Annotated in this window: 23 protein-coding genes, 1 riboswitch and 1 other annotated feature; of the genes, 17 read left to right on the forward strand and 6 right to left on the reverse strand. The window is 34.2% G+C overall.

Annotation, left to right across the window (positions count from 1 at the left end):
- Nucleotides 1–287 precede the first annotated feature (287 nt).
- The gene (locus PQF83_RS23450) at nt 288–1,424 is read left to right on the forward strand and encodes a VanZ family protein (RefSeq protein WP_000501568.1); all 1,137 of its coding nucleotides are present in this window, start codon (nt 288–290) and stop codon (nt 1,422–1,424) included.
- 28 nt (nt 1,425–1,452) lie between these two features.
- Here the strand turns inward: PQF83_RS23450 and PQF83_RS23455 are convergent, their stop codons facing one another.
- Nucleotides 1,453–3,375: an ABC transporter permease gene (locus PQF83_RS23455; RefSeq protein WP_000187481.1), complete on the reverse strand. Its 1,923-nt coding sequence runs from the start codon at nt 3,373–3,375 to the stop codon at nt 1,453–1,455.
- Nucleotides 3,362–4,129, reverse strand: a complete 768-nt coding sequence (locus PQF83_RS23460) for an ABC transporter ATP-binding protein (RefSeq protein WP_272792347.1) — start codon at nt 4,127–4,129, stop codon at nt 3,362–3,364. Before PQF83_RS23460 ends, PQF83_RS23455 begins: the two co-directional genes overlap by 14 nt.
- Before the next feature lie 136 nt (nt 4,130–4,265).
- Between PQF83_RS23460 and PQF83_RS23465 the strand changes: the two genes are divergently transcribed.
- The 7 genes from PQF83_RS23465 (at nt 4,266) to PQF83_RS23495 (ending at nt 11,115) form a co-directional block, all read left to right on the forward strand.
- A complete protein-coding gene (locus tag PQF83_RS23465) occupies nt 4,266–4,937 on the forward strand; it encodes a response regulator transcription factor (protein WP_000866334.1) in 672 nt (223 codons plus the stop codon).
- Nucleotides 4,934–5,959, forward strand: coding sequence for a sensor histidine kinase (locus tag PQF83_RS23470; RefSeq protein ID WP_000021844.1), 1,026 nt, complete (start codon nt 4,934–4,936; stop codon nt 5,957–5,959). The genes PQF83_RS23465 and PQF83_RS23470 overlap by 4 nt, the downstream gene beginning before the upstream one ends.
- 272 nt (nt 5,960–6,231) lie before the next feature.
- Nucleotides 6,232–6,909, forward strand: a complete 678-nt coding sequence (locus PQF83_RS23475) for a response regulator transcription factor (protein WP_001250242.1) — start codon at nt 6,232–6,234, stop codon at nt 6,907–6,909.
- Nucleotides 6,910–7,255: 346 nt separating this feature from the next.
- On the forward strand, nt 7,256–8,269 hold the full coding sequence (locus PQF83_RS23480) for a siderophore ABC transporter substrate-binding protein (protein WP_000753457.1): 1,014 nt from the start codon (nt 7,256–7,258) through the stop codon (nt 8,267–8,269).
- A 19-nt stretch (nt 8,270–8,288) separates the two neighbouring features.
- On the forward strand, nt 8,289–9,305 hold the full coding sequence (locus tag PQF83_RS23485; protein ID WP_000041830.1) for an ABC transporter permease: 1,017 nt from the start codon (nt 8,289–8,291) through the stop codon (nt 9,303–9,305).
- Nucleotides 9,302–10,366 carry an iron chelate uptake ABC transporter family permease subunit gene (locus PQF83_RS23490; protein WP_000631129.1) on the forward strand — a complete coding sequence of 355 codons (1,065 nt, stop codon included), beginning with the start codon at nt 9,302–9,304 and terminating at the stop codon, nt 10,364–10,366. The genes PQF83_RS23485 and PQF83_RS23490 overlap by 4 nt, the downstream gene beginning before the upstream one ends.
- Nucleotides 10,363–11,115 (forward strand): iron ABC transporter ATP-binding protein, encoded by a 753-nt coding sequence (locus tag PQF83_RS23495; RefSeq protein WP_000590073.1) that lies wholly within the window; start codon nt 10,363–10,365, stop codon nt 11,113–11,115. Before PQF83_RS23490 ends, PQF83_RS23495 begins: the two co-directional genes overlap by 4 nt.
- Before the next feature lie 219 nt (nt 11,116–11,334).
- Here PQF83_RS23495 and PQF83_RS23500 read toward each other — a convergent pair whose 3' ends face one another.
- Nucleotides 11,335–12,300 (reverse strand): DUF4822 domain-containing protein, encoded by a 966-nt coding sequence (locus PQF83_RS23500; RefSeq protein ID WP_001036619.1) that lies wholly within the window; start codon nt 12,298–12,300, stop codon nt 11,335–11,337.
- Nucleotides 12,301–12,740: 440 nt separating this feature from the next.
- On the opposite strand from PQF83_RS23500, the gene PQF83_RS23505 reads away from it, so the two are divergent.
- The 4 genes from PQF83_RS23505 to PQF83_RS23520 all read left to right on the forward strand — a co-directional run bounded on the left by PQF83_RS23505 (nt 12,741) and on the right by PQF83_RS23520 (nt 15,158).
- Entirely contained in the window at nt 12,741–13,703 is a 963-nt protein-coding gene (locus tag PQF83_RS23505; protein WP_046198744.1) for a nuclease-related domain-containing protein, read from the forward strand.
- 49 nt (nt 13,704–13,752) lie between these two features.
- Complete coding sequence (gene psiE / locus PQF83_RS23510) at nt 13,753–14,157, forward strand: phosphate-starvation-inducible protein PsiE (RefSeq protein ID WP_000834704.1); 405 nt, start codon at nt 13,753–13,755, stop codon at nt 14,155–14,157.
- Between the two features lie 142 nt (nt 14,158–14,299).
- Nucleotides 14,300–14,815: a spermidine N1-acetyltransferase gene (gene speG, locus PQF83_RS23515; RefSeq protein WP_001071086.1), complete on the forward strand. Its 516-nt coding sequence runs from the start codon at nt 14,300–14,302 to the stop codon at nt 14,813–14,815.
- A 103-nt stretch (nt 14,816–14,918) separates the two neighbouring features.
- A complete protein-coding gene (locus PQF83_RS23520) occupies nt 14,919–15,158 on the forward strand; it encodes a DUF3947 family protein (protein ID WP_033671843.1) in 240 nt (79 codons plus the stop codon).
- 32 nt (nt 15,159–15,190) lie between these two features.
- Here the strand turns inward: PQF83_RS23520 and crcB (PQF83_RS23525) are convergent, their stop codons facing one another.
- Nucleotides 15,191–15,547 carry a fluoride efflux transporter CrcB gene (gene crcB / locus PQF83_RS23525; RefSeq protein ID WP_000568597.1) on the reverse strand — a complete coding sequence of 119 codons (357 nt, stop codon included), beginning with the start codon at nt 15,545–15,547 and terminating at the stop codon, nt 15,191–15,193.
- A complete protein-coding gene (gene crcB / locus PQF83_RS23530; protein ID WP_000639335.1) occupies nt 15,544–15,948 on the reverse strand; it encodes a fluoride efflux transporter CrcB in 405 nt (134 codons plus the stop codon). Before crcB (PQF83_RS23530) ends, crcB (PQF83_RS23525) begins: the two co-directional genes overlap by 4 nt.
- Before the next feature lie 54 nt (nt 15,949–16,002).
- Nucleotides 16,003–16,062, reverse strand: a riboswitch (Fluoride riboswitch).
- A gap of 217 nt (nt 16,063–16,279) precedes the next feature.
- Between crcB (PQF83_RS23530) and PQF83_RS23535 the strand changes: the two genes are divergently transcribed.
- The 5 genes from PQF83_RS23535 (at nt 16,280) to tyrS (ending at nt 22,358) form a co-directional block, all read left to right on the forward strand.
- Nucleotides 16,280–17,338 carry an endonuclease/exonuclease/phosphatase family protein gene (locus tag PQF83_RS23535; protein ID WP_000734834.1) on the forward strand — a complete coding sequence of 353 codons (1,059 nt, stop codon included), beginning with the start codon at nt 16,280–16,282 and terminating at the stop codon, nt 17,336–17,338.
- Nucleotides 17,339–17,363: 25 nt separating this feature from the next.
- Nucleotides 17,364–18,866, forward strand: a complete 1,503-nt coding sequence (locus PQF83_RS23540) for a DUF4077 domain-containing protein (RefSeq protein WP_000455054.1) — start codon at nt 17,364–17,366, stop codon at nt 18,864–18,866.
- A gap of 166 nt (nt 18,867–19,032) precedes the next feature.
- A complete protein-coding gene (locus PQF83_RS23545) occupies nt 19,033–19,428 on the forward strand; it encodes an SET domain-containing protein (protein ID WP_000573649.1) in 396 nt (131 codons plus the stop codon).
- Nucleotides 19,429–19,817: 389 nt separating this feature from the next.
- Entirely contained in the window at nt 19,818–20,735 is a 918-nt protein-coding gene (murB, locus tag PQF83_RS23550) for a UDP-N-acetylmuramate dehydrogenase (protein WP_001057091.1), read from the forward strand.
- Between the two features lie 96 nt (nt 20,736–20,831).
- Nucleotides 20,832–21,047 (forward strand) — a binding site (T-box leader).
- Between the two features lie 51 nt (nt 21,048–21,098).
- On the forward strand, nt 21,099–22,358 hold the full coding sequence (gene tyrS, locus PQF83_RS23555) for a tyrosine--tRNA ligase (protein ID WP_001021076.1): 1,260 nt from the start codon (nt 21,099–21,101) through the stop codon (nt 22,356–22,358).
- A gap of 460 nt (nt 22,359–22,818) precedes the next feature.
- On the opposite strand, the gene PQF83_RS23560 is transcribed toward tyrS, so the two are convergent.
- Entirely contained in the window at nt 22,819–23,997 is a 1,179-nt protein-coding gene (locus PQF83_RS23560) for an NAD(P)/FAD-dependent oxidoreductase (RefSeq protein ID WP_000043203.1), read from the reverse strand.
- Between the last annotated feature and the right edge of the window lie 24 nt (nt 23,998–24,021).

Genomic DNA, 24,021 nt, shown 5'->3' on the forward strand with positions numbered 1-24,021 from the left:
TTGGTTAACTATTGTTAGTGTACAAGTGATTAAAAGTTGCAAACATCGATGTATCTAACTGGAATCTTACATTTTTGTAAGGAACCTTCATGTAGATGTTTTTTTGCATACATGAAAAGACCCTAAAGAATTACTGGTAAGTAGTAATTCTTTAGGGTCTTTTTGATGAGTAATAAGTTAACTTGAAAACCAAATAAATTGAATGAAAAAACAAATAAAACTGAAAATGGAATAAAAAGAAAAATTTGTTATAATAGCGAATGTTGTATATTTTGGAGGTGAAGAAATTGGGTGCTTATTTATTCCCGATTAAGACAGCGATAATTACCTTTCCAATCGCTGGGTTTATTTTATTAATTCCTTTTTTAATTTGGCAGTATCGGAAGCATGGGTATATTAATTATTTACGTATGTTTGTTTTGTACTCTTTATTATTATTTTCAATGGCGGCCTATTATTTAATTATTTTACCGTTTCCGGCTACGTTTGATACGTGTAGTATGCAACGTCCAGGAACACAGCATTATCAAATAACACCTTTTACTTCAATCATGGACATTTTGAGAGAAACAAAGGTGAATTTTGCAAATCCAATGTCATACATTGGAATTTTGAAAGAGCGTGCATTTTTACAGGTAGCATTTAATTTTCTTTTATTGTTACCATTAGGCGTTTATTTACGATATTATTTCCGTCGTAATCTGTTACAAACTGTTATTATTACATTTTTTGTTTCCTTATTCTTCGAAGTTACACAATTAACTGGGTTATATGGACTATATAATTGTCCATATCGTTTATTTGATGTTGATGATTTATTCTTAAATACGCTTGGTGGATTTGCTGGATATATGATTGCACCAATATTTACTTATTTCCTACCAGATGTACATGCGATGGATGAAAAAGTTGATTTTGAAAATAAACCAGTTCGTATGACACGACGTTTCCTTGCTCTTTGGATGGATTGGTTTGTTATTGGGATTGTGACTTCTTTAATATTCAATGTGAAAGTTTCCATAGCATTTATATTTAACCCTGCTGAAAAATTGGACGAGCTTTTACTTGGCTTCGTTTGGATATTCGTTTATTTTATTGTTGTTCCTTATTTCACAAATGGGAAAACAATTGGGAAATGGATTCTTCATTTTAGAGTAAAAGGGCAAGGAGAGAGAATTACTTTCATTGAATTATGTAAACGCTATGGCCTGTTATATTACGGGATTGGTGGTATCAATTATATTTTAATTGCTTCTAGAATATTGAATGAGCAATTAGAGATAATTTTCCTTTTATTATTCTTTATTTTCAATGGTTTAATTTTATTGCATTTTGTATTGCATATTTTCAAACGAGATAAGCGTTTATTCTATGAGAAAATGAGTAAAACGTATAATGTGATAACTTTTAAAAAGAACAAATAAATAAAAAAGCATCTGTTGAGATGCTTTTTTATTTATTCACGATATTATTATAGGATTTTACTGTCAGTATATAGTAAGCAAAATAAATCAATGTATAGGCAACTATGGTAGTTAAAACTGGAATGAAAATATCTATGCCAAGTGTATTAGAAAGTGCCTTTAAAACGACAATACTATGCAAGCTACCGACAGTAAGTGGCAAAATGAATATAAAGGCAATTTGTTTTGCAATCGATTTAAAAATGGTTTGCTTACTTACACCTAATTTACGTAAAATGATATATTTGTCTTGATCTATAGTTGCTTCTGTTAATTGTTTAAAGTAAATGATGCTTCCAGTTGCAGCTAAAAAGACGAGTCCTAAAAATACACCAGCGAAGATGACTAATCCTGTGGCTTCCACAGCACTTTTATAAGCACCGTATTTGGATATTAAATTGATATCTTTAAGGAGTATTTGAATTGCTTTCGTTAACTTTTCTGTATTTTTGTCATCGGATACTTTATATGCTTGTAGCATATAAGGTTTTTGTTGTTTGCTCATATCATAAAAAATTTGGTCGGGCACGACGATAGTGAATTCGTGTAATGAATCATTTAGGATGTTGTCTTGAATTTTTCCTACAAATTGCAATGAATAATCATTATTTGAAAGATGCAGGTCTACTTTGCCGTTTTTATATTCAGTTTGAAACGTATGACTTTTATTTGCATCGAGAGCAACCACTTCTGTATTTTGAAGGGATACTTTTATATCCTTATTAGTCTTATCGGCTAGCATATTGAATGTACTCTCAGATAATAAATTTAACTCATTAGGATTTTTTTCAAAATTAATTGGCATGAGACCATTCACCTGTAAATCCGCTTTTACTTTTATTAAAGGAATAGTAATCTTCTCTTTTATTGTATGATTAGAATTTTTTATTGTATTTTCAATTTGTTGATCTACTTGTGAATCTGTTTTTACATACATAAAACTAAACGGTTCTGTTTTATCAATCATTACTTTATTTTTATAATACATACTATAAGAAGCACCGATTCCGCATAGTGTGACTGCGCTTAATAGTGCAATGGCAGTTAGTGTTTTTGCGTTTGCTTGAATGCGTGCTAATAGTTGAGATACACTAACCACATTAATCCCGCGGTAATAGCGTGTTTTATTCTTCTGTAAGCCAAGTAATAAAAAAACAGTAAAAGAACGAAATATGAAATATGTACCGATTATAGAACCACCTAAAATAATACACATATTCCGTGTCTTATGATCCAGCCATGTAGAAGAGAAAATAGGTTGAAGTACGAACCAGTAAGAAGAGATAACTAAAATAATTCCTAATAAAGCGGTCCATATGGATCCTTTTGGAATGAGCTCACCTTGTCTTTCAGCCTGAAGTAATTCAATCAATTTGAACTTGTAAATGATGCTATAACCGTGAAAAGATGTTATTAAAATAATAATGGTAAATACAAGCGTGGTATGTATTATTGCTTCTAAAGAAAAAGAAAATGAAATAGTGGTTGATAATTGCATTACTTTTAAAAGTAACATGGAAAATACCTTTGAGAGTAAAGCCCCGATGCTCATTCCTATAATGAGTGCAATAATTCCTATGATGAGATTTTCATAAAATAACATGGTACCAATTTGCCGTTTTGGAACACCTAGTAAGGAATATAGTGCAATTTCCTTTTTTCTTTTCTTTGTGAAAAATGAGTTTGAATACCAGATGAATATTGCTACAAAAATGATTAGAATAACAGAAGAAGCTTGAAAAACATCTGCAATTCCTTTGGCTGTATTTGTTTGTTCTACGATATAATCGTTATATTGTAAGGATACAAAAATGAAATAAATGACAATACTAAGTATCATAGATGCAAAGTATAGTACATAATTTTTAAGATTTCTTTGTAAGTTTTTTTTGATGATACTAAATGGTGTCATGCCCGCTACCTCCAAGAGCAGAAAGAATACGTAATAGTTTTTGGGAGAATTCTTCTTGTGGCATCTCGCCCTTTACAAGTTCTGTGAAGAGTTTTCCATCTTTAATAAAGAGGATGCGTTTGCAATAACTTGCTACAAAGGGATCATGCGTAACCATCAAAATGGTGGCAAGTTGTTTTTTATTTAACGCTTGTAGGCTGTGTAGTAAATCAGCTGCTGATTTAGAGTCTAGTGCACCTGTAGGTTCATCAGCTAAAATTAATTTCGGTTTTCCTATAATAGCTCTCGCTGCCGCAGTACGCTGTTGTTGTCCACCAGAAATTTGATACGGATATTTATTTAGCAGTTCTTGAATGCCAAACATTGTTGCAACTTCATCTACGCGTGCATCAATTTCTTGTGCATTTATATTTCTTAAAGCAAGTGGTAAAAGTATATTATCCTTTATCGTTAATGTATCAAGTAAATTGTAGTCCTGAAAAATAAAGCCTAATGTGTCAATACGGAATGCAGTAAGTTGTTCATCTTTCATTTTTATAACATCTTTTCCATCAACAATAATTTCTCCAGTGGTTGGTATATCAATTGTTGATAATATATTTAATAAAGTAGATTTTCCAGATCCAAATGGACCCATTATGCCAACGAATTCACCTTCAAAAATTGTTAGATCAATATCATGGAGGGCAGTAAATATGTTACCTCTATTACTAAAGACCTTCCTTACGTGTTTTGCCTGTAATACGGGGTTCAATATGGATCCTCCTCTATTGTATGATAAGCTTATTGTATGGTAATTTTATACCCTAAACCATAGGACAACCTTACAAATTATAATTCAAACCTTACAAACTTGTAAGGTTAAAATAGTGCTAGGAGGCAAACTTTTTATGAAAGTTTTATTAGTTGAAGATGAACCAACCATTCGTGAAACGGTTGCCGATGAGTTAGAGAAATGGGGATTTAAAGTATGGACGAGTACAAACTTTGAACATATTTTAAACGATTTTTTGGCGCAATCTCCGCAACTTGTTTTACTTGATATTAATCTTCCTTATTTTGATGGATTTTATTGGTGTAGAAAAATTCGTGAAGTATCGAAAGTACCAATTATTTTCTTGTCATCTCGTGATAATCCTATGGATATGGTAATGGCTATGAATATGGGGGGAGATGATTTTATGCAGAAACCATTTTATACAGATGTTTTAGTTGCTAAAATTCAGGCTCTTATGAGACGTACATATTCTTATACACAAACGGAAACAAATGTTGTTGAATATGAAGGTGTCGTATTAAATTTACAGAGCGGGGAAGTAACCTATCATAATCAAATATTGGAATTAACAAAAAATGAGTTTAAAATTTTACAGATATTAATGCAGAATATAGGATCGATTGTAAGTCGAGATAATATTATGCGTAAACTTTGGGAAAATGAAAGTTTTGTTGATGATAATACATTAACAGTAAACGTCGCTCGTGTAAGGAAGAAGCTTGCTGAACTTGGAAAAGAGGAATTTATCCATACGAAGAAAGGGCAAGGTTACATTATTACATGAGTATTTTTCGTTACATAAAAGAACGCCGGTATTTTATGCTTCTTTACTTTTTGATTATGTTATTTATTTCTACCATGATTTATTTAAGTGAGGGATTAAGTAATACAAAAGCAAATCTTATATATATCAATGTTGTAAGTGCAATTTTTATTCTTATCTATCTTATAATCGGGTATTTTTATCATAAAAGATTTTATAAAGAACTTCATATTGCTCTTCATTTAGAGCAGGATACAGTGATTGCAATCCCAAATCCACACACATATGAACAGGAAATGTATACAGATATATTAAAAAAACTGTATTTAGAGCAACAAGAGAAAATGTACGTATTGCATGAGGAAAAGAAAGAATATCATGATTTTATTATGTCTTGGATTCATGAAGTTAAGATACCGATTGCTGCTAGTCAACTATTGATGCGCAGCGATAAACCAGCGGATATTTTAATTGATAAATTAGAGGATGAGTTAGGGAAAATAGATCACTTCGTTGAACAAGCTTTGTATTATTCACGGCTTGATTCCTTTTCAAAAGATTATTTCATTCAAGAAGTTTCTCTAGAGGCGATTACGGGTGCTAGTATGAAGAAATATGCTAAGACATTTATTTCAAAACGCATTCAATTTGAACGCACAAACTTGCAACTTTTAGTAGAGAGTGATACAAAATGGTTATCTTTTATTGTCGATCAGATTGTGGCAAATGCATTGAAGTATACTGATTCGCATGGAGAAATTAAGTTTATTGGGGAAGAAGACAAAGCAGAAAAGCGACTCATTATTCAAGATAATGGAATTGGTATTAAGCTTGAAGATATTGGGCGTGTATTTGAGCGTGGTTTTACAGGAGCGAACGGGAGAGTCCATACGAAGTCAACGGGATTAGGGTTATATTTAGCGAAACGTTTATCTCATAAATTAGGGCATGATATTTCTATCGAATCGAAAGAGAATGAATATACAAAAGTGACTATACATTTCCCTAAAGGAAATCAATATCATACAATCGCGAAAATATAACAAAAGCACTTATTCTATGGATAAGTGCTTTTGTTATATTTTCTTTTATCCTATTATCTGCCGAGATGTCTGTAAAAGTCCGATTGAGCTAAATTGAAAATTCATTTTATTCAAATCTTAATATGTTTTGTGTTTCTATCTATACCTATTGTAAGATTATATAGAGTTCTCCTAATAAACTGTTTTAATGGATTTTTTAGGGGTTTAATATTTATAAATCTTAAATAATTTTTTATGTGACTAAGTTATATTGAAGTAGAGGTGAACCATCGGTGAGGCAGGTGTTAGTAATTAAAAATGAACGGTCTTTAGCAAAGAAAATCGTAAGCGGTTTAACGGAAGAAGGCCATTTCATTTTAAAACTTCACAATGAAAACGAAGGTTTAAATATAGCATATGAACAAGATTGGGATATTATTATATTAGATTGGGATTCATTAAGCATATCTGGACCAGAAATTTGCAGGAAAATACGACTTGTTAAAATGACACCCATCATTATTGTGACCGACAATATTTCTAGCGAGGATTGCGTAGCAGGGTTACAAGCAGGAGCTGATGATTATATAAGAAAACCATTTGCGAAAGAAGAATTAGTAGCAAGGGTGCAAGCTATTTTAAGGAGAAGTAACTGTAACCAGCAAAATGAGATAACCTTTTATCAGTTTAAAGATCTCTTTGTTGATGCATCTAGCAATATTGTGAAAAAAGGTGGTAAAAATCTCTCGCTTACGAAGCGTGAGTACGATTTACTTGTATTTTTAATCAAGAATAAAAATACAATATTGAGCCGTGAAATGCTTTTGAACCAAGTTTGGGGACATAACGTAGTCGTAAATCAAAATGTAGTAGACTTATATATTGGGTATGTAAGAAAAAAGTTAAAGTGTGAGAAGAAAAATAGATATATTCAAACAATACATGGCAGAGGCTATTCAATGGTTGAATGATAAAAATAAGATCATAAAGTAGTTTCTGTGAAATATGAAAAGACAGAAACTATAAAAAGAAGATTGCTATCAGGAAATAGTCATTTTTTTGCAGTAAAAACCATGTTTTATAAGGTGTGGGGGATGGATCTGCTGCGCATTAGTTGAGACCGTATCAAATTTATTTTTAATTTTATTAACTCACACCATTCACAAGATTTTCACATAATTAATGACTATACTTATTTACAGGATATTCAAATGAAAATGATTATCAATATTGATTTAGGTGAATAGCAGTTATTATCTAATTCAATCTTTGGAAGTCATCATTTTCGAAATAAATTACATAATAAGGAGTATACGTATGAAAAAAACTATGCTTTTAAAATTAGTAAGTATTCTAGCAATTTTCACTTTAATGTTAGTAGCTTGCTCAGATTCAAGTAAAGAAACTTCGAAGGCTACTAAAGATAATGGTAGTGATAAGCCAAAAACGGTTGAAATCACTGATGCGCATGGAAAAGTTACTGTTCCTGTAAATCCAAAGAATGTAGTTGCTTTAGATAATAGAACGTTTGAAACTTTAGCTGATTGGGGAATTAAATTAGCGGCTGCTCCAAAGGATATCATGCCTGCTGATTCAGCATATAAAAAGGATGAAAAAGTTCAAAATATTGGGAATCACCGTGAGCCAAATCTTGAAATTATTGCCGCTGCAAACCCTGACCTTGTAATTGTTGGTCAAAGATTTGCTAGCCATTACGAAGAAATCAAAAAATTAGTACCAAATGCAGCAGTTATTGATCTTAATGTTGATGTTTCTGAGAAGGCTACTAAGCCTGGAGAAAACTTAGTAAAAGGACTTAAAGATTCTACTGTTACTTTAGGAAAAATCTTTGATAAAGAGAAAGAAGCTAAAAAATTAGTAGCTGATTTTGATAAATCTATTGAAAATGCAAAATCTGCTTATAACGGAAAAGATAAAGTTATGAGTGTTATCGTTACTGGTGGTAATATCGGTTTTGCTGCGCCGCACTCTGGCCGTGTTTGGGGACCAATGTATGAAATTTTCGGTTGGACTCCAGCATTAGAAGTTTCTAATTCTACTGCAGGTCATAAAGGTGACGACGTTTCTGTTGAAGCTATTGCACAAACAAATCCTGATTGGCTGTTCGTATTAGATCGTGATGCTGCAACATCTGATGCAGCTAAGTCAGCTCCTGCTCAGGATGTTATTTCTAAATCACCAGCTCTTCAAAACACAACTGCTGTTTCTAAAAAACAAGTTATTTATGCACCAGCAGATACTTACACAAATGAATCAATTCAAACTTATATAGAGTTATTTGGAAATCTTGCAAAAACTTTAGCTAAGTAGTGTAAAGGAGTACGAAGCAGTGTCAAAAAATATAATTTCTAGGGTTGAGAATATTTCTCAACCCCAGTTTTATAATCACAATAAATTATGGACAAAATCTTTTATAATAGCGATTATAGTTGTTATAATTTTAGGGATTATATCACTGTTTACTGGCGTTTATGATATACGTGGACAAGAGGACGGAATGGAGATGTTTTTCATCACTCGTGTTCCGAGAACAGTTGCATTAATGCTTACTGGAGCTGCAATGGCGATGGCAGGGCTCGTCATGCAACTTATTACACAAAATCGATTTGTTGAACCTACTACAACGGGGACTATTGAATGGTCAGGCTTAGGCCTGCTTTTTGTGTATTTACTATTTCCTGCCCCAACTTTAGTTCAAAGAATGACTGGTGCAATCATTTTTTCTTTTATAGGAACTATGATTTTCTTTCTATTTTTAAGAAGAGTTAAGCTCCGTTCGTCTTTAATTGTCCCGATTATTGGATTGATGCTTGGAGCAGTTATTTCTGCAGTGTCTACTTTTTTGGGACTCCTTTTTCAAATGACGCAAAGTATTGAAACTTGGTTTGTAGGTTCATTTGCTAACATTCAGGTGGGAAGATACGAATATTTATGGCTGATTGTTATCGTTACTTTGCTTATTTTTATGTATGCGAATAGATTGACTTTAGCTGGACTAGGAGAAGATGTTGCAACAAGCCTTGGAGTTAATTACAACCGAATTGTTCTTTTTGGAACGGCCCTTATTTCTTTTGCCGTTGGAATTGTTGCAGCTGTTATTGGAAATTTACCTTTCTTAGGGTTAATTGTTCCAAATATTGTTTCCATGTTTAGAGGTGATGATCTTAGAAGTAATTTACCTTGGGTGTGTCTGATCGGAATGGGGACAATAACTGCCTGTGATATCATTTCTCGAACAATTATAAAGCCTTTTGAATTACCTGTTTCTTTAATACTTGCATCAGTGGGAGCAGTCGTGTTTATTACTATTTTATTGAGAAAAAGAAAACCAAGGAGGCTACGATGATCACATTAGATTATAGAAATAAAGAAAATGTCGAAGTCGATTCTAGCCTTCATAATGAAAGTAGATCAGCTAGCGCTTTTCGTTCTAAGAAGGAAGCAAGACGTTATTGGATTGTACTGATAACATTGATTGCTTTAGGCCTCCTTTCTTCATATGGACTTTTAGTGTATAACAATCCAGTTCCGATAGATTCACCTTCTTTTATCCCAGTTGTTAAGAGAAGGATTGTAGCTATTGTTGCAATGATTATTGCAGCTGTTTGCCATAGCTTGTCGACAGTTGCTTTCCAATCCATTACGAATAATAAGATTATTACTCCTTCGCTTTTAGGTTTCGAATCACTTTATTCAGCAATTCACACGAGCACAATATTCTTCTTTGGTGCTAGTGCATTGATCAATTTTAATGGAATTGGATCATTTTTATTTCAAGTCGTTGTTATGGTCCTCATGAGTTTGATACTTTATGGATGGCTACTTTCCGGTAAATACGGGAATTTACAACTTATGCTTTTAGTCGGGATTATCATTGGCACTGGACTAAATTCTATGTCAACTTTCATGAGAAAACTACTTGCGCCTTCAGAGTTTGATATTTTGCAAGCGAAATTATTTGGCTCTGTTAATCATGCAGATCCTGCCTATTTTCCTATTGTAATTCCGATGATCATAATTGTAGCAGTATTAATTTTTGCTCATTCTAAGAATTTGAATGTTTTGTCGCTAGGAAAGGATGTTGCTACTTCTTTTGGAGTTAAATATCAACCTAGTGTAATTTATACGCTTGTATTAGTAGCTATTTTAATGTCTATTTCAACAGCTCTAATTGGGCCACTTACTTTCTATGGATTTTTAGTAGCAACTTTGAGTTATCAGGCGGCATCGACGTATGATCACAGATATATTTTCCCAATGGCTTTTGCAATCGGATTTTTAATAATGACGAGCGCATACTTTTTAATGTATCATGTATTCCATGCTCAAGGTGTAGTTTCAGTTATTATTGAATTATTTGGTGGAATTATATTCTTAACTATAGTTTTAAGGAAGAGGGCTTTATGATAAAAATTGATAATGTTAAAAAGTTCTATACGGATAAGGTAAAAATAGGACCTTTGGATATTGAAATACCAAAAGCGGGCTTTACTTCTTTAATTGGACCAAATGGTGCTGGAAAGTCTACGACACTTTTGATGATAGGAAGACTTTTAGATATGGATGAAGGTCAAATCCAAGTAGCAAATATGGATGTTTCTGAATCCAAATCAAAAGACTTAGCAAAAGTTTTGACTATATTGCGACAAGAAAATCATTTTGTAACGAGGCTTACTGTTAGACAATTAGTTGGATTTGGGCGCTTTCCTTATTCAAGGGGAAGATTAACGAAAGAGGATGAAGTTATAATTTCTAAATATATCGACTTCCTAGATTTAACGAATTTAGAGAATAGATATTTAGATGAGCTTTCTGGTGGTCAAAGACAAAGGGCATATGTAGCGATGGTATTGTGCCAAGAGACTGAATATGTACTTTTGGACGAGCCGCTAAATAACCTTGATGTTGCTCGATCTGTTCAAATGATGGAGCATTTGAGACGTGCGGCTAATGAATTTGGAAGAACAATTTTGACTGTTATGCATGACATAAATTTTGCAGCTAAATACTCTGACAAAATTTGTGCGATGAAAGATGGACAAATTGCTGCTTTTGGAACAGTAGAAGAAGTTATGGACTCAACACTTTTGACAGATATTTTTGAAACAAGAATAGAAATTATTAAAGGTCCTTATGGGCCGATTGCTGTTTATTAGTTATAAAATGTATACTGTAGCTGCTGTCTAGATTTTGTAGGCAGCAGTTTTTTTATCAGAAGAATTAACAAACCTTTTATCAGCGCTTCAAAAGCTAACGAAGGTAATTGAAGAGCTGTAGTGGTTGTTACATGTAAAAAGAAGCATAAGCTGACCGTTTTGGTCAGCTTATGCTTCTTCATGTTCTAAATATCAAATATAGATTTTTAATCAAACAAATTAAAAACTAAATTTTGGTTTCATATCACCTGTATAAGGTTCATGTTCAACAAATACAGTGATGTCTTTCCCTGCTTGGTCTTTACCAGTTCTTTTATAAGTAAATTTCTTATTATTTAGTTCAGTAAGTTCAAGAGCCGCACCATATTTATTATTTCCAATTGAAACATGAGCTCTTATTTTATTTTCGTGCAACACATCGAAGTAGCCATAGTCACCGCGGCTTTGGCCTGTTTCGCTATTGAAGAACTCATATTTATTAGACTTGTCATCGAATTTTGCTAGACTTATAAAATTCGAATTAAATTGTGTTACGTCATTACCAGTTTCATCTAATACTTTTGTTCCGTGCCAAAGGGTTCCACCTAAAATCTTATCTCCATCAACGTTTTTAACGATATCGCCTGTAGTCGTGTTCAGCTGCTTGTCCGGATCAGTGAAAGAAAGCTCTTTTTCTTTATATGGAACATGTTCAACGAAAACTTCTACATCTTTACCGTTAGCATCTTTCCCCATTCGTTTATAAGTAAATATATTCTTATTTAGCTTTGTCATATCAACAACAGCTTGATATTTCATTGATTCTGAAATTAATATTCTCTTCTTCCCATCATTTGTGATAAAGAAAGTTCCTTTATCGCCACGACTTGCACCTGTTTTAGCGTCAAAGAATTCATATCTTCCTGATTTTGCATCATATTTTGCAAGACCAATGAAGTTTGCATTTTCTTTTGTTAAGTCATTTTTATCTTTATCTAATACTCGTGTACCTTGCCAATTTGTGTCGCTAAGAATGTTAGCCATTTTTTGGCCTTTCGTTAACTTGTTTTCCTTTTTTGTTTCTTTAGCAGCTTGTTCTTGTTTCGGCTTACTATGATTTTCTTCGGCTTTAGTACCAACGCACCCTGTTAGTGCGATTGTGAGTCCGAGCAATATAGATGATAGTGCTTTCGTTTTTTTGTTCATTTTTATCGTCTCCTCATTTTATAAATGTAAGTTGTACGGTTTGTGATTATAGTAATAGTTACTATGTTTATTATGTTAATATTCGAGTATAAACTGCCTCTAAATAAAACATTAAAAAAAGATAAACTAATTCCTAAAAAATTTTCATATTTATAAAAAAATCTTTTACATGAGGTGAATGTAAATCTCTCATTTTGAAAACGACGTAATTAAATGGGCGGATTCATATTATGCTTACAGTGCGATTTTAGATGTGATGCTATACTGTGTATAGGATTTTATGTGTGTATGTTGTGTCGTTTTTTGTCGGTAAGTCGATATATTATGAAAATCGCTGATATAAATTGGATTGCGACGATATATTTCGAAAATCGCCGATATAATTTGAGTTGCGCTGATATATTTGAAAAATCGCTGATATATTTTGGAGGGGAATAAAGATGATTGTGAAAGAACGGAAAATGTCCGTACATTTGCTTCAATTAGAAGCTTTACTTAGAAGATTGCCTGCTCATCATCCAAAAAGGAATGTGGTGGTTGAAAGTCTAGCGAAATTTATGGCTGGCTATAAAGGAGAGCAGGCAATTGAATATCCGCTTAGTTTTCTATCTGAAACAAAATATAGCATTTTACATGACATCAGATTGTTTGATCAGAAACATTATTTTCAAATTGATGCCCTCATAGTTTCCTCATGTTTTCTTCTTTTTCTTGAAATAAAAAATATCATTGGTACGTTAATTTTTGATGCAAAGTTTAATCAACTCATTCGAATCGCAGATGGTACTTCAGAAGAGGGTTTTCCAGATCCGCTTTTACAAGTGAAACGGCAAGAGATGCAGCTGAGAAAATGGCTGAGTTTGCATGGTTTATATAATATTCCGATTGAATCTCTCGTTGTAATTAGTTCTCCTCGTACAATTATTAAAACTTCAGATGAAATGCTTCCTAATAAAATTATCCACGGTGCAAATTTACCTAATAGAATTAAGCAAATGGAAAGTCAATATAAAGAAGACGTAATTGATAATGTAGATGGACTTATAAATCAAATTATGAATGAGCACATTCCGCAGCGACAAAATATTCTTGCACAATATAAAGTGAAAAAAGAGGAATTGCTAAAGGGCGTGCAATGTGAGGAATGTTTTACAATGGCAATGTTAAAAGAAAAACAGGGATGGCGCTGCTCAAACTGTAATAGTACGTCTAAAAATGCTCATTTACGTGCTTTACAAGACTACACACTTCTGTTTGGAATGATAACTACTAATAGCAAGTTGAGGGATTTTCTTAATATGCAATCTAGTTCTGCGGTTAAAAGACTCCTCCAAACAATGAACATCCCACACACCGGCACCAACAAAGGACGAACCTATGATTTAACCCACCTCCAATTATAATTTTGCTATAATGAATAAGTACTTATACGAAGGGGAGTTTAATGAGAAAATGAAATCATTCAATATTGATCATTTTATCGCGAGTGTTTTACAGTGGATATTAAATATAGCGCTAATTATATTATCCATTGTCTTATCTATCTTTTTAATTAATGAGACGATTACTTTTATTCAATACATATTTTCAGCGAAGAAGTATACGTCATATAAATTAGTTGAAAGTATCATCGTCTATTTCTTATACTTCGAGTTCATAGCATTAATCATTAAGTATTTTAAATCGAATTATCATTTCCCGTTACGTTATTTCATTTATATCGGAATTACGGCTTTAATTCGATTAATTATTGTGTCTCATGAGGAACCGATGGAGACGTTATTATACGCAGGAGCGATTCTTGTTTTAGTTATTGCTTTATACATATCAAATATGAGAGATTTGAGAAAAGAGTAGTAGTGCAGACATAAGTTTGCACTACTTTTTTACATCTTGACCTTCAAGTTACTTAAAGGTTTACAATAAAATTAGGGCGTTTGAAATTGAAAAAAATTGAGAAATTAAGTGAAGAGGTTTCTTTTACTTGGAGGTTATAGAAATGAATCAGGAATTGAAATTGCGTCCATTAGAGCGAGAAGATTTAAAGTTTGTACATGAACTTAATAATAATGCACATATTATGTCGTATTGGTTTGAAGAGCCGTATGAGGCATTTGTGGAGCTACAAGACTTATACGATAAACATATACATGATCAAAGTGAACGCCGATTTATCGTTGAAAAAGACAATGAAATGGTTGGATTAGTCGAGTTAGTGGAAATCGATTATATTCACCGTAGAACAGAATTCCAAATTATTATTGATCCAAATTATCAAGGATATGGTTATGCAGCGGAAGCGACGCGTTTAGCGATGGATTATGCTTTTTCTGTATTAAATATGCATAAGATTTATTTAGTGGTGGATAAGGAAAATGAAAAAGCGGTACATGTTTATAAAAAGGTTGGATTTATGGTAGAAGGTGAACTGTTAGACGAGTTTTTCGTTGACGGTAACTATCATAATGCGATAAGAATGTGTATGTTCCAAAAGGCATACTTTGGCACAAAATAACCGTTTGGAAGAGCTATAGTAGGGAATCCGTTAATTGAAATAAAACACTCACCATGAAATAGAAACATACGATATGGAAGAAAAATAATAAGTGAGTTGAATCATAATGAATCATTATTTTTATAGTGGTAGACAAGTGGGAGCAGCTATTACGCTTGCTGGGGCGCAGGAGACCATTCATGCTATGAATCAAGCGATTCAAATGCAGCAACAAGCATATTTGGCACAAATGATGCAAGGACAGTATATGCCATACTCACAATTTCCGATGCAAAGTGTGAATTATGATGTGTATCCAGCTAGTTTCTTTTCCATTCCATATGGTGGGACTTATTTCTTATGAAAGAAAGCGACTGATAAGAGTCGCTTTCTTTTTTATATTCCGCCTAGCTGCATTCCAAGGAATGCGAAGAGGATACCAACTATGTAAGTAGCGCTTAAATATAAAAGGAATGTGCTAAAGCTTTTACGATTGAGAAGCTGAACAGATTCTAGTTTAAACGTTGAAAATGTTGTGAATGCACCCATAAATCCAGTACCTAATAATAATTGCCAACCTGTAGTGACTCCGTTGCCAATTATATATCCGAGTAAAAACGCTCCTGTTATATTAATGAGAAATGTAGCAATTGGAAAGGAAGTTTTATTTCTTTTTTTAAACCAATTGCTAATTGCAAATCGCGTAATCGCACCGAAAAATCCTCCTGTTGCGACTAATAAAGCTTCTATCATAAGTGATCACCTTCCGTAAGATGTTTCTTAAGTAAGAAATTACCTAGTGTATAGCCAAGTCCAGACATAATGAGGCCACCAAGTATGCTGCATGATACATATAAGAAGGCTATGCTCCACTCAGAACGATTGATCAATTGAATAGTTTCTACACTAAATGTTGAAAACGTCGTAAAAGAACCAATGAATCCTGTCCCGATGCCTGTGATTACAGCTGAAGATAAGATGTTGAGCTTAGCGATATACGTAGTCAGCCACGCTAATAAGAAGCAGCCGACTAAGTTAATCAGTAATGTAGCTAGTGGAAATGTATAATGCCAAGATTCATGAATAGTAAGACCTAAATAATAACGAGAAAGGGCCCCTAATATACCGGCAATGCCGACGATAATATAAATCAATTTTCTCACCTCTTTAAATAGCTTGCTCAAAAAAATAGACTCCTACCAGTAGTTATACTGGTAGGAGTCATTAGCTAAGCAGCGTTTATGGCGAACTCCATCGCCTATGATTATTACATATAGTGTACTAAACATTGCGCTTGATTTCCAGTGAAGGAGTTAGGGGATTTTGTATTTTTGATAATGTAAGAGCAAGAGTTATTGTTTATAAACTAAATATAGTGATATAAGGTTTTTGGTATGATAAAATATTTCTTATGTCTGTCATTCGGTTTTAGTTAACTGAAAATAAGGAAAATTAAGTTGTGTGTTTTAGAAAAGGGGCGTTTATTTGAAGAAATTATTAAAAATAGCACTTATATGTATTTTAGTAGCATTGGGAGTTGTAGGTGTTTTTTTAGGGTATATGACACTTACTAAAGAACAGCCTGCGGATATTGTAAGTTTGAAGGTGGAAAATAATAAAGAGCGCGTATTAGCGACAGGAAATGAATTTAAAGTTACAACATTTAATATTGGATATGGTGGATTAGATAAGGAGCAAGATTTCTTTATGGATGGGGGAAAGGGATCTGGTTCAAGTAGTAAAGAGCAAACGGAAGTTAACCTAAAGAATATGCTTTCGTTTTTACAAAATGAGAATAGTGATTTTGCGCTACTACAAGAAGTTGATATAAAATCACTTCGATCATTTGATGTGAATGAACATGAATTTTTGAAAAAAGGATTACCTGATTATGTTTCGTCATTTGGCAAGAACTACGATACGAAATGGGTTCCAGTGCCAATAACAAATCCAATGGGATATGCGGAGGCTGGATTAAGTACATTTTCTAAATACACTGTTCAAGAAGCGAAGAGATTCCAGCTTCCTGGAATGGAGCCTTGGCCGAAGCGTTTATTTGATTTAGATCGGGCGATTGTTGAACATACAATCCCTGTTAATAATGGAAAGCATGTTAGACTCGTAAACTTACATTTGTCTGCGTACGATGAAGGCGGGAAAATTAGAAAACAGCAAGTAGAGTTTTTAAAAGAATATATGAACAAGCATTATAAAAATGGTGATTACGTAATAATGGGCGGAGATTGGAATCAATTAGTTTCTGATGTTCAATTAAGTGATCCGAAGTTTGTGAAGGAGCGTCCTGAGTGGTTAGTAGAGTTACCGAAGGACTTTACTGATGGTGGCTTTAAATGGGCTGTAGACCCGTCTGTTATGACAGTGAGAGACGATGTGAAGAAATATGTAGAAGGTGAAAATTTCGTCACGATTATTGATGGCTTTATCGTTTCACCGAATGTTGAGATTGTAAATGTGCAAGGAAAAGATTTAAAGTTTGAAAATAGTGATCATAACCCAGTGAGTGCGGTATTTAAGCTGAAGTAATTAAGTGCAGAAGGTGGGACTATATATGGAATGGTTAAAGAAAACTTGTTTTTCTAACCTTGAGAAAGAATCACAGAAAAATCATTTATTGCTGTTTATTACGATTTGTAGTTTCTTCCTTGGAATCATCGCAATTGGGTATTACGGATATATTTTTACAGAGAGAGCAATCGCGTTTTGGGTTTGTGGCATTTCTGTCGTTGTATTTGGAACACTTCTTACTTTTATAAAAAGCATGGAAACGACGTATAAATATATCATGACATTTATGTTGCTTATGATGTCTTTCATTATGGTACAAGCTTTTAATGAAAGCCCAGCTGTATTTCAAATGGTCTATTTTACACTAGCCGTTTCACTTATTTATTTAAGTGAACGTCTCGTTGTAATTCTAGGCGGAGTGGCAGTTGTAATCACATTTATTCTTTGTAGTTATTGGCCAGAGCAATTTTTTGCTTATACAGCTGCATCTGAAGCTGCAAACTTTGCAAGCTTGTTAGCAATCGTAACAATCGCTATGTGGGGCGTCACGAAAATTGGTTCTAACTTGCTAGCTCGTTTAAGTGATGAGAAGCAAGAAGTAATGAGAAAAGCTCAGGAATTAGAAGAAACGCAAAGACTTATTGAGGAAACGGTTGTAAAACTAGATCGTAATTTCAATTATTTAAGACAAAATATGAATACATCGATGGAGTCAATGAGTGAAATCAATTTCGCTTTTGAAGAGGTAGCAGTTGGTACGCAATCACAATCAGAGATGATGCATCGTTCGGTAGAAGTATTGAATGATATGGAGGGAAATATTGAACAAATCATTTCTCAAGTAAGAAATGCATCGATTCGTATTGATGAAAGCTTAGAAATTTCAAAGGGTAGTGTACATACTTTAAGAAACTTTGAAGCAAATATGAAAAGTTTAAATGATGTTGTTTCACAATCAGGAATTATATTTAGAGATTTAATGATGCAATCGAAACAAATTAATGAGATTGTAGATGTAATAACGAATATTTCAAGTCAGACGAGTTTGCTAGCTTTAAATGCAAATATTGAAGCTGCAAGAGCAGGTGAGCATGGAAAAGGATTTGCGATTGTAGCGAATGAAGTATTAAAGCTTGCCGAAGAATCGAATCGTTCTGCGGGAAGAATTCAAGGGATTTTGAAGGATTTTAGTAATCAAGCAAGTAAGGTAGAAGTGCAAGTAGAGAAATCAGAAAGAGTACAAGAAGAATGTAATGAAATGCTAGTAAGTGTTTTAACAAATGTAACGGATTTAGGGAAATTTATTGATGAAATTAATGATGTAATGAGAGAAATCGTCGGTCATCAAGAAAGTTTCCAAGTTAAAACGACGAATATCGTAAAGGATGTTACACATGCTTCCAATGTAATCCAGCAAACTTCTGCGGCTACAGAAGAAGTGTTAGCAAGTGTGGAAGAAGAAAAACATCGAAATGATACATCTGTGAAGACATTACATACTGTTAGCGAGCAAGTGAAATTGTTAGAAGATATTTTAGAAAAGTAATATCACTTAAAAAGGGCACAACGTTTGTGCCCTTTTTTCATTTAAACGAAGACTTGCTCGGATTTTAATTGCTTTTCTGCTCGTTTTCTGCCAAGCTTAAGAAGATGAAATTCAGCTAATAGCGGAATTAAAATACTTCAAAGAAAGAATTAAATAGGTGACGTATATGATCGAAGTTAAGACTTCTGAACTTAGTGATGGAGAATTTAATAGAGGTGTATTTGCAACTCGTGATATTAAAAAAGGTGAGTTGATACACGCAGCGCCAGTTATCTCTTATCCGAATGAACAGCATGAACACATTGAGAAAACATTACTTGCTGACTACGCATTTGAGTATGGGATTAATCATACGGCAATCCTTTTAGGATACGGCATGTTATTCAATCATTCATATACACCGAATGCGACGTATGATATTGTCTTTGAGAATCATACATTTAACTTCTATGCTTATAAAGATATAAAAGCAGGAGAAGAAATCTTAATCAATTATAATGGTGAAGTGGATAACGATGAACTATTATGGTTTGATAAAGAAAAAGAAGAGAACGAAAAGTAATTTAAAATAAGTAATGAAAAAGATGCCTTTACCTATGTAAAAGCATCTTTTTTTGTTGATGAAAATAAAGTAAAGATTACAAAAAAATACCACTTTATTTTCGTGTGGTATAGTAAGATACTGAAGGGTAGTGTTTTGAAAAAGTAATATATTTTACAAATTGTTGTCTTTCTGATGACATGTCAAGTTTAGTAGCCCATTTGGGTTGCTTTATTATGCAATATATATTTTAATATGAGTGGCACCTCTTATAAATTAAGAGGTTAATAGGTGTCTCGAATTGATTTTGGGTACACTGTATCCACCACTTTAAGTTCGTTCATGTATGTGGGGATATTATGGGCCCGTATAACGGGATAAAAAGAATATAGAAATAGAGGAATCGTAAAATGAATATGCAAGAGGTTTATGAATATTTAAGTACGGTATTGCCTGAAGGTCATGTGAAACAAGATGAAATGTTAAAGAATCATACGCATATTAAAGTTGGTGGAAAAGCAGATGTGTTCGTTGCGCCGACAAATTATGATGAAATTCAAGAAGTTATTAAATATGCGAACAAATATAATATTCCAGTTACGTTTTTAGGAAATGGATCGAATGTTATTATTAAAGATGGTGGAATTCGCGGGATTACAGTAAGTTTAATTCATATTACAGGTGTTACTGTAACAGGAACGACGATTGTAGCACAGTGCGGTGCAGCAATTATTGATGTATCACGTATTGCATTAGAACATAACTTAACAGGGCTTGAGTTTGCTTGTGGTATTCCAGGTTCAGTTGGCGGAGCATTATATATGAATGCAGGTGCATACGGCGGTGAAATTTCGTATGTATTAACAGAAGCTGTCGTAATGACAGGTGATGGAGAGCTACGTACTTTGACGAAAGAAGCATTTGAATTTGGATATCGTAAGAGTGTATTTGCGAACAATCATTACATTATTCTTGAAGCGAGATTTGAACTTGAAGAAGGTGTACATGAAGAAATTAAAGCAAAAATGGATGATTTAACGTTTAAACGTGAGTCAAAACAGCCTCTAGAATATCCTTCATGTGGTAGTGTATTTAAACGCCCACCAAATAACTTTGCTGGTAAATTGATTCAAGACTCAGGGTTACAAGGTAAGCGAATTGGTGGAGTGGAAGTTTCTCTAAAACATGCTGGATTTATGGTGAATGTTGATAACGGAACAGCACAAGATTACATCGATTTAATTCACTTCGTACAAAAAACAGTTGAAGAGAAATTTGGCGTGAAGTTAGAGCGTGAAGTAAGGATTATTGGAGAAGATAAAGAATAACATATACGTATGAAACTGCGAATTATTTTAAAATAATATTTGGGTATTGTTGACAATTTGTTTTCAATTCAATATAATGGCTAATAATTTAACAAATAACATACGTTGAAAGAGCCCAGTAGCAGTTTGTCACTGTTAATGAGAGAGCTAGGGGATGCTGGAACCTAGCACAAACAAATTTGCGAATTACACTCTGGAGTATCTTAGGTAATGCTAAGCGGATTGGCAATCGATATTATTGCTAAGAGTGGTATGAGTAGCTATGCTATTTATACAAACTGGGTGGTAACACGGTGAATCATCGTCCCTATGTCATAGACATAGGGATTTTTTGTTTTTAAAAAATAAAGGGGATGACAAAAGATGAACATTATTGATGAATTAGAATGGCGCGGTGCCATTAATCAACAGACTGACGAAGAAGGTTTACGTAAGCTAGTAGAAGAGAAAAAGATTTCGCTATACTGCGGAGTTGATCCGACTGGTGATAGTATGCATATCGGACATTTGATTCCGTTTATGATGATGAAAAGATTCCAGTTAGCTGGCCATCATCCAGTTATTTTAATTGGCGGAGCAACAGGAACAATTGGTGATCCGAGTGGGCGTCAATCAGAGCGCCAACTTCAAACGTTAGAAGTAGTTCAACATAATGTGGATGCGTTAACAGCGCAAATGAAAAAGCTATTTGATTTTGGCGGAAATAGCGAAGTGAAGATGGTAAATAACTACGACTGGACACATGAAATAAATATTATTGAGTTTTTACGTGATTACGGGAAAAACTTTAGCATTAATAGCATGTTAGCAAAGGACATCGTAGCAAGTCGTTTAGATACAGGAATTTCTTTCACAGAATTTACGTACCAAATCTTACAAGCGATGGACTTCCATCATTTATACACGAAAGAGGATGTTCAACTGCAAATTGGCGGTAGTGACCAATGGGGAAATATTACGAGTGGCTTAGATTTAATTCGTAAGTTAGAAGGGCACGAAGCAAAAGTATTTGGATTGACGATTCCGTTATTATTGAAATCAGATGGTACGAAGTTTGGTAAATCAGCAGGTGGTGCAGTTTGGCTTGATCCTGAAAAAACAACACCATTTGAGTTTTACCAGTTCTGGGTGAATACAGATGATCGTGATGTCGTTAAATACTTGAAATACTTTACATTCTTAACGAAAGAGCGCATCGATGAATTGGCAGTGAAGGTAGAAACAGAGCCTCATAAACGTGAAGCGCAAAAAGTATTAGCGGAAGAAATGACGAAATTCGTTCATGGAGAGGAAGCATTGCTACAAGCTGTGAAAATTACAGCAGCGTTATTTAGCGGAGATATTAAATCGTTAACAGCTGATGAAATTGAGCAAGGCTTTAAAGAAATGCCAACATTCCAGTCTTCAAAAGAGACGAAAAACATCGTAGAATGGCTAGTTGATTTAGGAATTGAACCATCTAGACGACAAGCGCGTGAAGATATTAATAACGGAGCTATTTCTATGAATGGCGAAAAAGTAACGGATGTAGGTACGGATGTTACGGTAGAGAATTCATTTGATGGACGATTTATTATTATTCGTAAAGGGAAGAAGAACTACAGCCTTGTGAAGTTAGGATAATGAAGAAGGTTTAAAAGTTATATCGGCGATTTTTTGAATATATCGACCGTAACTCGAAACATATCGGCGATTTTCAAAATATATCAGCGCAAATCCGAATATATCAGCGATTTCCCCGATATATCGATTTACCGACAAAAAGCGACAATAAGAGCTGTTCCGAACGGGACAGCTTTCATTATAAAAAGTCAGTATATTTAGATAAATTTAAAGGGTATATAATTTTTTTGCCGAATAAATAAGTTAGAGAAAATTACGGATAAAGTGAAACTTTAATCAGTGGGGGTTTTCCTCATCCCCACTGATTATCAGCCCTCACCAATCGGACTTTAATGGGCAGCCCGCCCCCCACCTAACTGCTTTGCTTTCGCTGAATTTTGAGGTGGGGGTCTTACTGCCCATTAAAGTGGGATAAAAATAGCCCGAACCATGCAGGGCATGATTCGGGCTTATATTCAGATTAGTAAGCTAAGCTGAATAGACCTTTAATGTGTGATAAGTAACGAACGTTACTTGCTTCTTTCATTAATGATGCTGGTAAGCCTTTAAGTGGAGTATTGCTTGCTCCGATTGTAGCAACAGCATCTTTACGTCCTAGACTAGCAAGTGTTCCAGAGTTTACAGGTGCGAACTCTTCTAATGCTTTGCCTTCTAGTGCTGCGTATAAGTTGTATCCAATTAACTCACCCATTTGCCAAGCGATTTGTGCAGTTGGTGGGTATGGACGTCCGTCTGGAGCGAAGACAACAGCGCTGTCTCCAGCAACGAATACGTCTTTGTGAGAAGTAGATTGTAGGTATGCATCAACTGTTGCACGACCACGGTTTACTTCAAGACCTGATTCACCGATTAGTGGGTTACCTTGTACGCCGCCTGTCCAAACGAATGTGTTAGCAACAAGTTTTTGACCGTCTTTTAAGTCGATTTCATTACCAGCAACGTTTGTTACAGGAAGACCAGTTAAGAATGTAACGCCGCGTGCTTCTAGGCTAGTAGTTGCACGTTCGATTAAGTGGTCTGGTAATACTGGAAGGATTTTTGGACCTGCTTCAACAAGAAGAAGTTTCACTTCTTTTGGATTTACGCCGTGGCTTTTTGCAAGTTTAGGCATAATGTCAGCAAGCTCACCAACTAGCTCAACGCCAGTTAATCCGCCACCACCGATTACGATTGTAGCATCAGCTTCGTTTTTCGTTTTCGCGTATTCACGAATACGATCTTCAACGTGTTTGTAGATTTTGTTTGCATCAGCAGCAGATTTTAATACCATGCTGTTTTCTTCTAGTCCTGGAATACCGAAGTAAGCAGTTTTACTTCCTAAAGCAACTACAAGTGCATCGTAAGATAAAGTAGTGCCGCCAGCTAGTTTGATTTCTTTGCTATCAACTGAGAATGACTCAACTGTTGCGATTTTTAGATCGATATCTTTACCTTTGAAAAGCTTTGTAAGTGGCATTGCAACTGCTTGCTCAGACACGTTACCAGCTGCAAGGCGGTGTAGTTCAGTGATGATTTGGTGTGTTGGGTATTGGTTAATCACTGTAACTTGTGCTTCTGATTTGCTGTAATATTTACGTACGTTTAAAGCGGCAAGAAGACCGCCATAACCAGCGCCTAAGATGACAATTTGTTTTGACATAGTATGATATCCCCCGTCTTTACT

Origin of the sequence: Bacillus sp. FF-1 (genome assembly GCF_028548245.1) — a bacterium.
Classification (GTDB): Bacteria; Bacillota; Bacilli; order Bacillales; family Bacillaceae_G; genus Bacillus_A; species Bacillus_A paranthracis.